14 protein-coding genes are annotated in these 14,499 nt (G+C 59.7%); 8 read left to right on the forward strand and 6 right to left on the reverse strand.

The window, feature by feature from the left end:
- Positions 1 to 207: 207 nt before the first annotated feature.
- Positions 208 to 891, reverse strand: a complete 684-nt coding sequence (locus tag AXW84_RS05615) for an NAD-dependent epimerase/dehydratase family protein (RefSeq protein WP_068229856.1) — start codon at positions 889 to 891, stop codon at positions 208 to 210.
- A gap of 203 nt (positions 892 to 1,094) precedes the next feature.
- Positions 1,095 to 3,170, reverse strand: a complete 2,076-nt coding sequence (locus tag AXW84_RS05620) for a VWA domain-containing protein (RefSeq protein WP_236943255.1) — start codon at positions 3,168 to 3,170, stop codon at positions 1,095 to 1,097.
- A gap of 161 nt (positions 3,171 to 3,331) precedes the next feature.
- Between AXW84_RS05620 and AXW84_RS05625 the strand changes: the two genes are divergently transcribed.
- Together AXW84_RS05625 and AXW84_RS24550 are read left to right on the forward strand one after the other, a co-directional pair.
- Complete coding sequence (locus AXW84_RS05625; RefSeq protein ID WP_068229860.1) at positions 3,332 to 3,997, forward strand: HAD family hydrolase; 666 nt, start codon at positions 3,332 to 3,334, stop codon at positions 3,995 to 3,997.
- Positions 3,998 to 4,192: 195 nt separating this feature from the next.
- On the forward strand, positions 4,193 to 4,870 hold the full coding sequence (locus AXW84_RS24550; RefSeq protein ID WP_157886830.1) for a hypothetical protein: 678 nt from the start codon (positions 4,193 to 4,195) through the stop codon (positions 4,868 to 4,870).
- Between the two features lie 441 nt (positions 4,871 to 5,311).
- Here AXW84_RS24550 and fabG read toward each other — a convergent pair whose 3' ends face one another.
- Positions 5,312 to 6,061, reverse strand: coding sequence for a 3-oxoacyl-[acyl-carrier-protein] reductase (gene fabG / locus AXW84_RS05630; protein ID WP_068229864.1), 750 nt, complete (start codon positions 6,059 to 6,061; stop codon positions 5,312 to 5,314).
- 109 nt (positions 6,062 to 6,170) lie between these two features.
- Between fabG and AXW84_RS25720 the strand changes: the two genes are divergently transcribed.
- The 3 genes from AXW84_RS25720 (at position 6,171) to AXW84_RS05640 (ending at position 8,439) form a co-directional block, all read left to right on the forward strand.
- A complete protein-coding gene (locus tag AXW84_RS25720) occupies positions 6,171 to 6,905 on the forward strand; it encodes an NAD(P)/FAD-dependent oxidoreductase (protein ID WP_236943256.1) in 735 nt (244 codons plus the stop codon).
- 26 nt (positions 6,906 to 6,931) lie between these two features.
- Positions 6,932 to 7,414, forward strand: coding sequence for an NAD(P)/FAD-dependent oxidoreductase (locus AXW84_RS25725; RefSeq protein ID WP_236943257.1), 483 nt, complete (start codon positions 6,932 to 6,934; stop codon positions 7,412 to 7,414).
- A gap of 458 nt (positions 7,415 to 7,872) precedes the next feature.
- Positions 7,873 to 8,439 (forward strand): FkbM family methyltransferase, encoded by a 567-nt coding sequence (locus AXW84_RS05640; protein WP_162268246.1) that lies wholly within the window; start codon positions 7,873 to 7,875, stop codon positions 8,437 to 8,439.
- A gap of 453 nt (positions 8,440 to 8,892) precedes the next feature.
- Here the strand turns inward: AXW84_RS05640 and AXW84_RS05645 are convergent, their stop codons facing one another.
- Positions 8,893 to 9,726: a tetratricopeptide repeat protein gene (locus tag AXW84_RS05645; RefSeq protein WP_068229873.1), complete on the reverse strand. Its 834-nt coding sequence runs from the start codon at positions 9,724 to 9,726 to the stop codon at positions 8,893 to 8,895.
- A 210-nt stretch (positions 9,727 to 9,936) separates the two neighbouring features.
- Here AXW84_RS05645 and lpdA point away from each other — a divergent pair, with 210 nt between their 5' ends.
- The 3 genes from lpdA (at position 9,937) to AXW84_RS25730 (ending at position 12,437) form a co-directional block, all read left to right on the forward strand.
- The gene (gene lpdA / locus AXW84_RS05650) at positions 9,937 to 11,331 is read left to right on the forward strand and encodes a dihydrolipoyl dehydrogenase (protein ID WP_068229879.1); all 1,395 of its coding nucleotides are present in this window, start codon (positions 9,937 to 9,939) and stop codon (positions 11,329 to 11,331) included.
- Positions 11,332 to 11,446: 115 nt separating this feature from the next.
- Complete coding sequence (locus AXW84_RS05655; RefSeq protein ID WP_236943258.1) at positions 11,447 to 12,250, forward strand: virulence RhuM family protein; 804 nt, start codon at positions 11,447 to 11,449, stop codon at positions 12,248 to 12,250.
- Positions 12,183 to 12,437 (forward strand): Fic family protein, encoded by a 255-nt coding sequence (locus AXW84_RS25730; RefSeq protein ID WP_335339485.1) that lies wholly within the window; start codon positions 12,183 to 12,185, stop codon positions 12,435 to 12,437. The genes AXW84_RS05655 and AXW84_RS25730 overlap by 68 nt, the downstream gene beginning before the upstream one ends.
- A gap of 6 nt (positions 12,438 to 12,443) precedes the next feature.
- Here AXW84_RS25730 and AXW84_RS05660 read toward each other — a convergent pair whose 3' ends face one another.
- Positions 12,444 to 13,328: an energy transducer TonB gene (locus AXW84_RS05660; RefSeq protein WP_157886831.1), complete on the reverse strand. Its 885-nt coding sequence runs from the start codon at positions 13,326 to 13,328 to the stop codon at positions 12,444 to 12,446.
- A gap of 161 nt (positions 13,329 to 13,489) precedes the next feature.
- A complete protein-coding gene (locus AXW84_RS05665; protein ID WP_068229886.1) occupies positions 13,490 to 14,419 on the reverse strand; it encodes a DMT family transporter in 930 nt (309 codons plus the stop codon).
- Positions 14,420 to 14,499 lie beyond the last annotated feature (80 nt).

A 14,499-nucleotide genomic window follows, 5' to 3' on the forward strand; every position in this document is an offset into this window, starting at 1 on the left:
GAGAAAGGTTTTAAAGGGTGAATGGCGGATGTCTCGCGCCGGGGGATATTTATATTTAATAGACACTAGAACCGTGTAGAACGTCATGCTCATCTGGCGTCCGCGCAGCCGAAGCATCGCTACTGCTCCACTATTCTATGATTACTACTGCGGGAGAGATGCTTCGGCTGCGCGGACGCCAGATGAGCATGACCGCCTAACAAATTATTAGGCAGCCTCGTTTTTAACTGATTCCCGGGCCAACGCCACGATGTCGGGTACTTCGAGTACGGGCTTGGGGGCCCCACCGCTGGCGGCGTCAATCATGGCCCGGCCTACTTCCTGCATGGTGCTGACGTAGGCCGGGGCCAGCCGGCGCACCAGCGGGTAGAGCCAGGCAATTAGGCCGTACCATTTCAGCACGTTGCGCTGGCCGAGTGTCACCTGCATAAAGCCCGGCCGGAACATGTAGGCCCGCCGGAAGGGCAGGGCCAGCAGCTCGTTCTCGGTGCGGTCCTTCACACGCGCCCAGTGCTGGCCGCTTTGCGCGGTGCTGTCGGTGCCGGCGCCCGATACGTAGATGAACGTCAGGGCCGGGTTGAGGCGCGCCAGGGTGCGGGCAAAATCCAACGTTAGGTCGTGGGTGATGCGCTCGTATTCTTCCTTTGACACCCCTACCGCCGAAATGCCGGCGCAGAAAAAACAGGCGTCGTAGCCCATGAGCTGGCTTTCGATGGGGCCCAAGTCCTGCAAGTTGGCGTGCAGCAGCTCGGTCATTTTGGGGTGGCTGCGGCCGCTGGGCCGGCGGCTGAGCACCAGCACGTGCGCCACGGCGGGGTTTTCCAGGCATTCGAGCAGGACGCCCTCGCCCACCATCCCGGTAGCGCCGGTGAGGATGACTCGTAGTTTCATGGCAATGAGAAAAGGTGTTGGCAGCACAGACGCAGAAGTGGTGCTTCTGCTTTACGACTATTTCACAAAAGGCCGTCATGCAGAGCGTAGCGAAGCATCTTTCCGGCGCAACTAATCATGATTATTGCCGCAAGAAAGATGCTTCGCTGCGCTCTGCATGACGGCCTAAAATCAGGAAACGCCTGACCCTTCCACCCACCCACCTACACGCTGCCCGAGTACTTGCGCACGGCCCATTCGGCCGTTACGAAGGCCAAGAGCAGAAAGAAAATCCACTTCTGGTCAATCAGGTTTTTTAGGTCTTCTTCGCTGGAAATGATGGGTTTGTAATTGGCCTTCAGCAAGTCCTGGGTGAGTTGCGCGAGCTGCGCGGGGTAGTAGAGGCGCTGGCCGCTGCGGCGGGCCAGCTGGGCCAGCAGGTTGGGGTTGGCCTTGGATTCGAGGGCTTCGAGGGGCTGGTTTTGCACGAGCAGCTCACCGGCGTCTTGCTGGGCCTGGCCGCCGAGGGTGGCGCGGGCCTGGTAGCGGTAGCGGCCGGCGGGCAGGGCCCCCAGGTGGAGCGGGGCCCCGTCGGCGCCGTTGCTGAAGGAGAAGCGGCGCACGCGTTGGCTGTCGCTGGTGAGGGTGAGGTCAATTTTCTGGTCGTAAATGCGCTCAAACACCGCGTTGTAGGTTTCGGCGGCCAGCGTCACGGCGTCCTGGGTGCCGAAGGCGTCTTGGGTGGGGTAGGCGTCGAGGCGCTTTTTGCGGGCGTTTTGGGTGAGCAGCTGGACGGTGCGCACTATTAGGCGGTCGTAGGCTTCGGGGCGGTCGTCGTGGGCCACGGCTTCGCTCAGGCGCCACTGCCAGCCGCCGTCGGTGAGCAGGGTGGCCCGGCGGGCGCCGGCGGGGCCCCCAAATACCAGCAGCGGCCGCTGGGTGGCCACGCGGCCCACCTGCTGCCAGAGCGCGGCTTCGGCGCCGGGGCCCAGGCGCAGGTCGGCGAAGGGCACGGCCACGGGCGGGTACTGGGCGAAGCGCTGGGCCGCTTCCGCGTCGAGGGCGAAGCGCGTGAAGCCGGGGTTGGGCAGGGGCGTCACGGCGTCGGTTTGGGCCCCGCGGGGCTGGATGGCGAGGCCCGTGCCGAGCCGGTTGTAGGCCGCCAGGTCCGACTGGGCCCCCACCACGTAGAGCGCCGGCACGCCCTTGGCCTGCACCTGGGCCAGAATGTCGGCCCCCAGCCCGCCCTGGGCCGGGATTTGGTGCAGGATGGCCACGTCGAAATCGGCCCCGGGCTTGAGCGGGGCCACGCCGGGCACGGCCAGCGTCAGGTCGAAGTTGTCGTTGGTTTGCAGCGCGGCGCGCAGGGCCTTGAGGTCGGGGTGGGGGGCGGCGCCGGCCAGGAGCACGCGCAGCTTGCCCTTCACCACTTCCACAAAGGCCGGGCGGGCGTTGTTGAGGGCCGTGAACTCGCCGGGCTGGGGCACCACGCGCACCTCGTAGCGGCGCTTGCCGGGCGCGGGAGCCGTAATCTGGAAAGCCACTTTCACACGCCGCCGCCCGGCGGGCAGGGCCACGCGGCGGGTTTCGAGCACCCGGGGCCCCTCGCGCAGCTCCACGGTGGCCGTGCCGCCGGCGTAGCCCTCAAAGGCCAGCTCGGCCTCCAGCGGAAACCGGTTGCCGCTGAACGCCACCCGGTTGTAGGCCAGGTCCGTCAGGCGCAAATCCTTTTTGGGTACGGTGTCGCCCACGGCCACGGCGTAAATCGGAAACGTGTAGTCGGCGGTGGCGGGGCCCCGGCCCTGGTTGGCGATGCCGTCGCTGAGCAGCACCACGGCGGCCAGGTTGCGGCCGTCGTAGGCGGCGCGGGTGCCGGCCAGCAGCTGGTCGAGGTCGGTGCTGGCGGCGGTGAAGCGCAGCGAATCGGGCCCCGGCGTGCGGCCGGGCGTCAGGGCCCGGGTTTCCACGGCGAAGCCCTTGCTGCGCAGCGTGGCGGCCAACTGGGCCAAGCCGGCGGTGGCCTGCCCCAGCACGGGCTTGGGCGTGAATAACTCCACCGATTGCGAGTTGTCGACGGCCAGCACCACGGTGGGTTTTTCGGTGCGCGTAGTGGCGGTGGTGAGCAGGGGCCCCAGTAGCAGGAAGCACAACGCGCTGACTACCAAGAAGCGCAACGCGGCCAGCGCGTAGTTCAGGCGGGGCCCCCAGGGAGCCCGGGCCGAATACTGGAGGGCGGCGTAACCCGCGCCCACCAACAGGCACAGTGGGATAAACCAGGCGGAATATTGGGTCGTGAGCAAAAGCAGCGGCAAAAAAGAGGGCCCCGGGGCGGACTACAAAACGCGGCCCGTAGCAAAAATAGTCCCGCCGCGGGCCCGAGCGCCGGCCGTTGGGGCCCCGGTGGCAGGGGCTGCGCCCCGCCGCCCCAATATCTTTGCCCGCAACTACCGTAAGCGGCCCCATGATTCAAACCGTGATTTTCGACATGGACGGCGTCCTCATCGACACCGAACCCATCCACCGCCACGCTTTTTTTACCCAGTTCGCCGAGCTGGGCATCACCGTTTCGGACGCCGAATACGCCTCGTTTCTGGGCTCGTCCACGCGCAACGTGTTCCAAAAACTCAAGCAGCAGTTCGGCCTTCCGCAAGACGTAGAAGCGCTGCTGATGCGCAAGCGCGAACTGTTCAACCAAGCCTTCGACACTGATCCGAACCTCGATTTGCTCGACAATGTGCGTGTGCTGCTCGACGACCTACGGGCCCACCAAGTGCCGCTGGTGGTGGCTTCGTCGGCCTCCAAGGCCACCATCGGGCGGGTGTTTGCGCGCTTTGGCCTGGGGCCCTACTTCGGGCACATCGTTAGCGGCGAAGACTTTGCGCAGTCCAAACCCCACCCCGCCATCTTCCAGCACGCCGCCGCCCTGGCCGGCACGCCGGTGTCGGAGTGCGTCGTCATCGAGGACTCGGCCAACGGCGTGGCGGCGGCCAAAGCGGCCGGCATCTACTGCATCGGCTACGCCAGCCCGCATTCGGCCGGCCAAGACTTGCACCAGGCGGATATAGTTATCCAGCACTTCGCCGAGCTGTCGGCGGCGAAGATTCGCGCCATCCAAGCAGGACAATGAATGGGATTAAATGCTTCGTGAGTGGGCCAAGCAGATTCTGTGCAAGAGCTTGTTTTATCATTGATATACAGTATTTTGATTAGTATTAAAGTTGAAACTTAGTTCTTGCTTTGTACAATTGCTGCATCCAATTAAGCAACTTGCCAAGCTTTGTCTTGGATGGGCTTGAGGATTTTGTTTGTCTTTCTCAATTCTTTGCTTACCTTTGATCCAAGGCAGTGCTCAAGGCAAACGAATATGAATCATCATCCAAGTATTTTTGATTTACCTCCGGAAGATCAAACGGAATTATTGGGTGCTTTGCGTCAAAAATTAGCTGATGCTGAAAAAGAAGATGACGCATTGGCGCAAGAGGCTTCTCGCTTGGAACTACTCCGTATACCAATTGCTGAAAAGATTGAGAAATATAAACTCTTTCTTAGCCATTTGCCCAATAACGATGTGAGTTTTTCCGACTCTACTAAAGTGCCTGTTGATGTTAAACAACCTGCGCTGACACCTTCAGTGTCATCTGTATCAACAGAAGAACGGTATAATAGAAAGGCTTTACAGCCTGACAAATTATTGTTTATACTGCGTCATCCCGAAATTTACAACCAGGTAACTTTTGTTGGTGCACAGAGCATTGTTAATGCTCTATTGCAAGAAGAACCAGAACTGAAAAACGTAAGTAATGCGACTATGATGAGGCGTATTGGGCCCGCGGTATCACGCTTGGCTCAAGACGGCAAGATTGTCAAAAGGGTCGAAAATGGGCGTCCTTCCCGTATACATTATTTAAGTCCGGATTGGTTTGATAACGATAAATTAAAGCCCGAATACCAAGCAAAATTGTCACAATTAGATTTGGTTACCCAATCGTCAAGGTCTTGAAACAAAAAAACGACCAGCAACTCGAAAGCTACTGGTCGCTAAATAATCGCCCTCTGTTACAGCAGAGGGATGATGCCAACCCTGATACTAGCGAGATTAATCCTCGGTGTATGCGGAAGAGAAAGTTTCTGAAGGTCTCATTAGCCTACAAGAATCCTATAAGCTTCGTTAAGTCAGACGGTTGGTGATGCACTAGGGGAGGTGACACAATCCCTAAAAAAGGTAGCCAAAGCGATTCGATTCGTTACAGGCTGCCTTTTTTTATGTGCAAATATATAAACTGGACTTAGTTATGTAACATGATTTGTGTGCGAAAAGGTTGGTTGATTAAATGTTCAAGAGTGTTGCATTGCCAGGTTGGCTGAGTAGAATATTTAGAAGGCACTTTTTTATCCGTAAAATACCTTTTATCTAGTTAATAATAAGCACTATAATTCTTCCTTACGTCAGCATGCCGCCGTCCACTTGCAGCACCTGGCCGGTGATGTAGCTTGAATCGTCCGAGGCCAGGAACGCGGTGGCCTTCGCCACGTCCTCCGGCGAGCCGCCGCGCTTGAGGGGAATGGCCTTGCGCCACTCGTCTACCTGCTTGGCGTCGAGGGCGTCGGTCATTTCGGTTTCGATGAAGCCCGGGGCCACGGCGTTGCAGCGGATGTTGCGCGAGCCCAGCTCCAGGGCCACCGACTTGGTGAAGCCGATGATGCCGGCCTTGCTGGCGGCGTAGTTGGCCTGCCCAGCGTTGCCCTTGATGCCCACCACGCTGGTCATGTTGATGATGGAGCCGGTTTTGGCGCGCATCATGGGCTTGGTGGCGGCTTTGGTGAGGTTGAAGACCGACTTGAGGTTCACGGTCAGTACGTTGTCCCACTGCTGCTCGCTCATGCGCATCAGCAGGCCGTCCTGGGTGATGCCGGCGTTGTTGACGAGGATGTCCAATTTGCCGAAGTCGGCCAGCACGTCTTCCACCAATTTTTCGGCCTGGGCGTAGTCCGAGGCGTCGGAGCGGTAGCCCTTGGCCTTGGCGCCGTGGGCGGCCAGCTCGGCCTCCAGGGCCTGGCCTTTTTCCACCGACGACAAGTACGTAAAGGCCACCTGGGCCCCCAGCTGGGCAAAATGCGCGGCAATGGCGCGGCCAATTCCTTTCGAGGCCCCGGTTACGAGGGCTACTTTTCCGGCGAGAGTCTGATTCATGGGGCGAAAGTAAGGAACGCGGCCGCTGCAGGGCCGCGCGCCGGACGGCCATCGTTCGATTCGCAAACTCGCAGAGTCCACGCCGCACCGGGCTAACTTCGCCCTGATTATGCCCCATCACGACATCTGCATCCTAGGCGCGGGGCCCGGCGGGGCCACCGCCGCCCTGCACCTGGCTAACGCTGGCCAGCCCTGCCTGCTACTTGACCGCGCCGCGTTTCCGCGCGACAAAGTGTGCGGCGATGCGCTGAGCGGTAAGGTGTTGATGGAACTCAAGCGCATCGACGAGGCGCTGCCCGCCCGGCTGGGGGCCCTGCCCACGCAGGTGCCGAGCTGGGGCATCGACTTCTTTGCGCCCAATGGCCGCCGCTTGGCCATTCCCTTCAAGCCGAAGTTCGACAAGGCCACCGACCGCCCCGCCGGCCACGTGGCTAAGCGGATGGATTTCGATAATTTCTTGGTGGAGGAAGTGCGCCAGCGACCGGAAATCGACTTTCGTGAAAATGTGGACGTGGCCCGCACCGAGCGCACCCCGGCCGGCGGCTGGCAGCTTTTTGACAAAGTGGGCCAGGAAATTGCCACCTGCCGCCTGCTGCTGGTGGCCAACGGGGCCCAGTCGGCGTTTGCGCGCCAGGTAGCCGGCCACGCCCTCGAGCCCGACCACCACTGCGCCGGCCTGCGCACCTACTACCGCGGCGTGGCGGGCCTTAGCCCCGACAATTTTATTGAGCTGCACTTCATCAAGGAATTCCTGCCCGGCTACCTGTGGGTGTTCCCGCTGCCCAACGGCCAGGCCAACGTGGGCGTGGGCATGCTCTCGAAAACCGTGGCGGCCAAAAAATAAACCTGCGTCAGCGGCTCGACGAGATTTTGGCCACCCACCCGGCCCTGGCCCCGCGCTTCGCGCAGGCCGAGCGGCTGGGCCCCGTGCGCGGCTTCGGGCTGCCGCTGGGCTCGAAGCGCCGGGCGCTGTCGGGGCCCCAGTACCTGCTGCTCGGCGACGCCGGCTCGCTCATCGACCCGTTCTCGGGCGAGGGCATTTCGCACGCCATGGTGAGCGGGCGCCACGCCGCTGTGTGGGCCGCCCAGGCCGTGGCCAACGGCGATTTTAGCTCGAAATTCCTCCAGCACTACGACAAGGCCGTGTACAACCGCCTCTGGCAGGAGCTGCGCTTGAGCCGCGCCATGCAGCGCCTGCTCAACTTCCCCAGCCTGTTCAACATCGTGGCCAACCGCGCCGCCAACAACCCCACGCTGGCCGAAACCCTCTCCGCCATGTTCCTCGACCTAGACTTGCGCGAGCGGCTGCGCCAGCCCAGCTTCTACTTCAAGCTGCTGTTTGGGGGGCGCTGAATGCGAGGCGGCGCACGGTACCGCGCGGGGCAAGGTCATGCCAATGGTCAGCTGCTCAACAAGTACGAGTTTATGGCTTAAATTCAAAACAAGTTGCTGATTGCGTACGGGATAAGTTTCTGTTCGTTTTTTGAATAAAGCCGCCGCATTGTTTTCATATTTTAGTATTTCTCTACGTAAACTTTAAGCTATATATTTGGATACGCAAAAAATTATCATAACTGAAGATGAAAATTATAAAAAAACTACTAAGAAACCTGTTCAATTTTTATGCACAAGTTAATGTGTCGCCGTTGGACCGTTTGGTGTATTTGGGCTCTAAATACAATGGGTATTACGTGCCCGATAATTATTTAGACAATTCCTCTATTTGCTATTGCATTGGGGCTGGATCAGATATTTCTTTGGACGTAGAGTTGGTTACAAGGTATGCGGCGCAGGTGTTTATCTTGGACCCCATGCCCTACGCCTTGGATCACTTCGACGAGTTGGTGACTAAAACCCATCAAGGCCAAAAGCTGACAACAGATAGGCTTGATTATCCTTACGTATACGACATCAGTAGTGCGCAGCTTAGCAAAATCGAGTTCGTAAAAATTGGGGTGTGGAACGAAAAAAAAACCATCAAGTTCTACTTCCCTGCCAAGGAAGATTATGCGGGCCACTCGATTACCAACCTTCAAAATACTGATAAATACATAGAAGGCGATGTCGATACTTTATCAAACATCATGCAGGCCCTCGGTCACTCGCACATCGATTTGCTTAAGATAGAGATTGAGGGAGCTGAATATACAGTTATCGACAACGTTATCGGTGAGAAAATCGACGTAAAAATAATATTGGTAGAATTCGACGAATACCATCACCGCGAAGGCAAAAACCTGGCTACTCTGCGACGTATTAAAAAATCATCTGATAAAATATTGGATGCGGGTTATAAATTAGTGCATACTTCCAGCTATTATAAAAAAACCTTCGTGAGAAAGGATGTTTTCGAAATGCTCAGGAGAGCATCGAACTAAATAAATTAAACAAAATAGCTATTCGCTATGGGGTATGGAAGTTGTTTAAGAAGCCTGGAAATTAAACACTGAACCTCGTGCTGATTTCTAAATAGCTGCACGACGAATCCAACGCTTATCGACCCCATAAGCTAAAATAACGTCCGCGTTCCTACCCGAAAAACCTGTTGAGTGCCCAACGGATCGTGAGTGCCGCGAAGCGCGGAGCCGATACCGGAAAAGTGCCCTGAGCATACTTAACCCGTTTCAGCGCCAGCTTCTGCTGCAAGCTACTTGGAGAGAAACGCCGGAAGGCCCTTGGGGCCTTGGAGTAGTTCCGGAGCCGGTGTATAGCTGTAGGGGTGGGTTTGCCCTCGCCCGCGGCGGGCCAGGGCAACCGCAAGCCGCTAAACGTCGGGCGGGGCAAGTCCCGCCCCTGGATTGCTCCACTGGCCACGAGCCCCCGAAACTTCGCTAATGACGGCCGGCCGTGGGGCGTGTGGCCCGGATGGGCGCGGTTTTTATCGGCTCCTTGCCGTCTTGGCCCACGTAGCGGCGCAGGCTTTTGGCGGCGTCGGGGTTAAGGTCGGTGGCGCGTTCCAGGTCGCGGCGCGCCTCAGGCAGCTTGTCGAACGAGGCGTAGCTAATGCCGCGGTATTCCCAGGCGTCGGCGTAGGCCGAATCGAGCTGGATGGCGCGGGTGAAATCGGCCACGGCGGGCTTGTACTGGTACATCTGCATCTTGGCCACGCCGCGGCCGAAGAACGATTCTTTATCGTCGGGCCGGTACTTGAGGGCCCCAGCGAAGTCGGCGGTGGCAGCCTTGTACTGCTTCATCATCAGGTGGTTCACACCGCGGTTGTAGTAGGCATCGGGGTTGTTGCGCTGGTAGCGCAGGGCGGCCGAGTAGTCGAGTTGGGCGGCGGGGTACTCGTGCAGGTAGCTCTTGGCCTTGGCGCGCTGGAGCAGGGCGGCGGGGTTCTTGGGGTTGCCCTTGAGGGCGGCGTCGGCCGTGGCCAGCATTTGGCGGTACTCGGCGTTGCTCATTTTCTTCTCGCGGGTGCGCTCGGCCGAAACCTCATGAGCCGAGGGAGCCCCGGCGCTGGCGCCCTCGGTAGCCAGTACGCCGGCGCGGGCATCGGGGGCCGAGCGGGCAGCACCAGCCGAGTCGACGGGCGGCACGGCGGAGGCGGCCGGCACGCGGGCCACCACGGAGGTGGGCCGGTCTTTTTCGGTGGTGGCGGCGCAGTTGCTGAGGGCCCCCAGCAGGCCCAGGGCCGCTAGGAAGGAAAGGCTCGAAATACGCATAGGGCAAAGGGAAAATGAACCGTTTCGGCCAGGGTGGCCAAAACCGCGCCTTATACGGACGGGCGCGCCCGGGGGCTGCCCCGGCCGGCGCGGGCACGTTCGGGGCCCCGGCGGGGTTTGGGGCAGTGCCGGGGTGCGCGGCTATCTTTGCGCACCGGCCGGGGCGGTGGCCGGGCGGCGATTTTCCTTTCTATTCTTTCGTAAGACTTTATGGCATTGCAATTTGATTTGGTGGTGGTGGGCAGCGGCCCGGGCGGCTACGTGGCGGCCATTCGGGCGTCGCAGCTGGGGCTGAAAGTGGGCGTCATTGAGCGCGAAAGCCTCGGCGGCATCTGCCTCAACTGGGGCTGCATTCCCACCAAAGCGCTGCTGAAATCGGCGCAGGTATTCGAGTATTTCCACCACGCCGCCGACTACGGCCTGAGCGCCGAGGGCGTGGGCTTCGACTTTGCGAAGGTGGTGCAGCGCAGCCGCGGCGTGGCCGACGGCATGAGCAAGGGTATCAACTTCCTGTTCAAAAAAAATAAGATTGAAGCCGTGATGGGCGTGGGCAAATTGGTGGCCCCCGGCAAGGTAGAGGTCACCAAGGCCGACGGCACCAAGGAAACCGTGGAAGCCAAGAGCATCATCCTGGCCACCGGCACCCGCGCCCGCCAGCTGCCCAACCTGCCGATTGACGACAAGAAAATCATCGGCTACCGCAAGGCCATGACCCTGGAGCAAATGCCCAAGAAAATGGTGGTGGTGGGCTCGGGGGCCATTGGCGTCGAGTTTGCCTACTTCTACCGCACCATGGGCGCGGAGGTCACCATCGTGGAGTTCATGCCCCGCATCGTGCCAGTGGAGGACGAAGAGATTTCGCGCCAGATGGAGAAATCCTACAAGAAAATTGGCATCAACGTCCTCACCAACGCCGAAGTAACGAAGGTGGATACCAGCGGCCCCGGCTGCGTGGTGACCGTGAAAACGGCCAAGGGCGAGGAGCAAATCAGCTGCGACGTGGTGCTCAGCGCCGTGGGCATCCAGACCAATATTGAAAACATTGGCCTCGAAGAGCTGGGCATTAAAACCGAGCGCGGCCGCGTGTTGGTGGACGACTTTTACCAGACCAACGTGCCCGGCGTGTACGCCATTGGCGACATCGTGCCGGGCCCCGCGCTGGCCCACGTCGCCTCGGCCGAGGGCATTATTTGCGTCGAGAAAATCGCCGGCCACCACCCCGAGCCGCTGAATTACCAGAACATCCCCGGCTGCACCTACGCTTCGCCCGAAATTGCCAGCGTGGGCTACACCGAAGCCGAAGCCAAGGCCAAGGGCTACGACATTCTGGTGGGCAAGTTCCCGTTCTCGGCCTCGGGCAAGGCCAGTGCCGCCGGTGCCAAAGACGGCTTCGTGAAAGTCATCTTCGACAAGAAGTACGGCGAGTGGCTGGGGGCCCACATGATCGGGGCCAACGTGACCGAGCTGATTGCCGAAGTAGTGGTAGCCCGCAAGCTCGAAACCACGGGCCACGAAATCATCAAGTCGGTGCACCCGCACCCCACCATGAGCGAGGCCATTATGGAAGCCGCCGCCGCTGCCTACGGCGAAGTGATTCACCTGTAAGGTTTTCGGCTGCAACGATTTTGGGGCCCCGGTTGCATCGCGCAGCCGGGGCCCTTTTTGCTTGCGCTAGAAATTAAAGCGTTGTTTTGCCAGATAATTATTTTTCCTCGTTTCGATGGCTACCACCGAAAACATCCTCCTCTACCAAGCCCCCGACGGCCAAACGCAGCTCGAAGTACAGCTTGACAATGAAACCGTATGGCTGACGCAAGCGCAGATGGCGGAACTGTTCGCTGTTTCCCGCCCCAACATAACGTTGCACTTGCGCAACGTATTCAAGGATGGTGAGTTAGGTCAGATTTCAGTTGGTAAGGAATCCTTACTAACTGCCGCCGACGGCAAGCAGTACCGCACCAAATATTACAACCTTGACGTCATCATTTCCATCGGCTACCGGGTAAAATCGTTGCGCGGTACGCATTTCCGGCAGTGGGCTATGGGCGTACTGCGGCAATACTTGGTGCAGGGCTATGCACTGAACGACAAGCGCCTGCGCGAAAGCGCCCACCAGCTGGCTGACCTCAAGCGGCTGGTGCAGTTGCAAGGCGAAGTAGCGGCCAATCAGGAGCTGACTTCGGACCAATCGGACGCCTTATTGCGCGTGCTGGGCGACTACGCCAGGGCCCTCGACGTGCTCGACCAGTACGACCACCAGCGCCTGGAAGTACGCGGCACGGCTTCGGATGAGCCGTTTGAATTGACTTACGAAGCCGGCCTGGAGGCCGTGGAAGGGTTGCGTAAGCAATTTGGTGGCAGCGCCTTGTTTGGGAGGGAGAAGGATGGATGCGTCGTTCCAAAGCTCGGTGCGTACCATTTACCAGAGTTTCGGCGGCGAGGACTTGTACCCGAGCGTGGAAGAGAAGGCGGCCAACCTGCTGTACTTCGTGGTGAAGAACCACTCGTTTTCCGATGGCAATAAGCGCATTGCGGCCTTCCTATTCGTGTGGTTTCTCGACCGCAACCGCTGCCTCTACCACCCCGACGGTTCGCGCCGGCTGGCCGATAACGCGCTGGTGGCCCTCACATTGCTTATTGCTGAAAGCAAGCCTGAAGACAAAGCCACGATGGTTACGCTGGTGGTAAACCTGATTAACCAGGATAATTAGCCGGGCTTACTTGGGGATACTCAAATCGGCCTCTGCAAATTTTAGGTATTCGTATTCGGGCTGTAGGTAGCCGTCGAGAAGCGTTTTTTCGTTGAGAAATTCCGGCTGATTTTCGGTGGCTAAGTTCCAGGTGCCTACGTAATGAAGCTTATCGGCCGCTACTGTGAATTGGTAGCGGGTAGTGCCCAAAGTGCTGGCCGTGGCGTTGCTTGGTGGCTTGAGGATGCTTTCCAAGTGGATCCTCAGGCCGCTCCACGCGGGGTCGGGAAACTCGTACACGAACAAGGCGTAGCGCCCGGCCGGCAGCGCGTAGCAGAAGGTGTTTTCCCGCACAGTTTTCAGGACGGGTTTGACGTTGATGCGGAAGGATTTGTGGGTGGTCATGTTTACCAGGCGCACGTACTGGCCCTGGCCCAAGGTGTTGCTGCTAAGCCGCTGCAGAAAACGGCCGTACACCAAGCCTTTTCCGGTGGGCGGGTGCGGCCGGTTGCCGTTCCAGCTCGCCAGGGGCAGCACGAGCTTTTGGTAGGGGCCCCGATCCAGCGAATCGCCCGCAGATGCGGTGCTGTGGCGAATGCCGAAGCTAATGGGCACCGTGAAACTTACGCTCACGGGCCGCCCGTTTTGCGTGCCCGGCCGCCACTGGATGCGTTCCAGGCGGCGGGCGTTGTGCAGTACCTCGGCATCGACATCGGCACGGATGCCCTGCACCAACCTAACGTCGGTTGCGCGGCCGAGGGCGTTGACGTTAAACGAGAAAAATACTCGGCCCTGTACCCCGTCCCGCAGGGCTTGGGGAGGGAACCGCAGGCTGTCGTTAATAAATTTTACAATTCGCTCGCTGTTCGAGCGGGTGCTGTCGCCGGGTTCGAGGCCTGGAAACAGCGGCATGCGTTCCACATAAGCGTATTTTTTGGTCCTGGCAGTATCGGCCTGGGCCGGGGCAGACTGGCCAAAAGCGTTGCCAACCAATAACGATGCTAAAAAACCACCCAAAAGAATAAAAGAATAGCGCATAACGGCCTAAGGTAGGCCACCAGGGGCATTATGCCCTACTCCTGCGCTTCCAGCACCGCGTCTCGCGCTGGGGCCCTCTTGGGCTTTTTGCTCACCAGCCACACGCCCACGAAGATGAGCACGGCCTGCCCGGCCTTGTCCCAGGTGAGGGTGTCTTTGCCCAGCGCCACGGCGATGAGCACGGCTAGCACCGGCTGGAGGTAGATGTACACACCGAGCAGGGCAGGGGAGGCGTACTTCAGGGCCCAGTTGTTGAGCAAGTAGGCCAGGATGGTGAGGAAAAACACCATGTAGAACACCTCGGCCCAGATTTTTGGGGGGAAGTGGGCGTAGTCGGTGGCCAGGGCCTCGCGCCAGCCGAAGGGCACTGCCACCAGGGCCCCCACCAGAAAGATGCGTCCCAGCACCGTGAAGGGGTGGTACTTACGCATGAGCGGGGCCACCAGCACTAGGTACAGCCCAAAAAAGGTGGCGTTGAGCAGGATGTAGATGTTGCCCAGCGTGGCGTGCGGGTAGATGGCGGCCTGCGCCGGCCGGCTGAGGATGAGCGCCGCCGCGCCGCCCGCCCCCACCAAGATGCCCAGCAGCCGGAAAAGGGTTATTTTCTCGCGTAGCAGCACGGCCGAGGCCACCACCACCACAATGGGCGAGATGGTTTGGAGCAGCGAGGCCGAAATGGGCGACGTGTAGTTCAGGCCCGAAAAAAACAGCAGTTGGTTGAACCCGATGCCGCTGATGCCGCAGAACAAGGCCCGCAGGTTGTCGGCCCGGCCCCGAATTTTGTCGTGGGGGGCGGCCAGTTGCTTGGCCACCGCAAAGAAAATAGAAGCCCCCAGCACCCGCAGCGTCACGATGCCGAAGGGCTCCATGTACACGGGCATCAGGTCTTTGGCCAGGCTGTAAGTGCCCGCGTAGATGAGCGTGACCAGAAACAGGGCCGCGTGGACGCGGTATTGGTTTTTCATGGGGGATTGAATCGTCGCGGGGCGAACTTTGTGGCGTGCGCCGGGGCCCAGTAGCCGGGCCCCGGCGCACGCCACAAAGT

The sequence above is a fragment of the Hymenobacter sp. PAMC 26628 genome (assembly GCF_001562275.1).
GTDB lineage: Bacteria > Bacteroidota > Bacteroidia > Cytophagales > Hymenobacteraceae > Hymenobacter.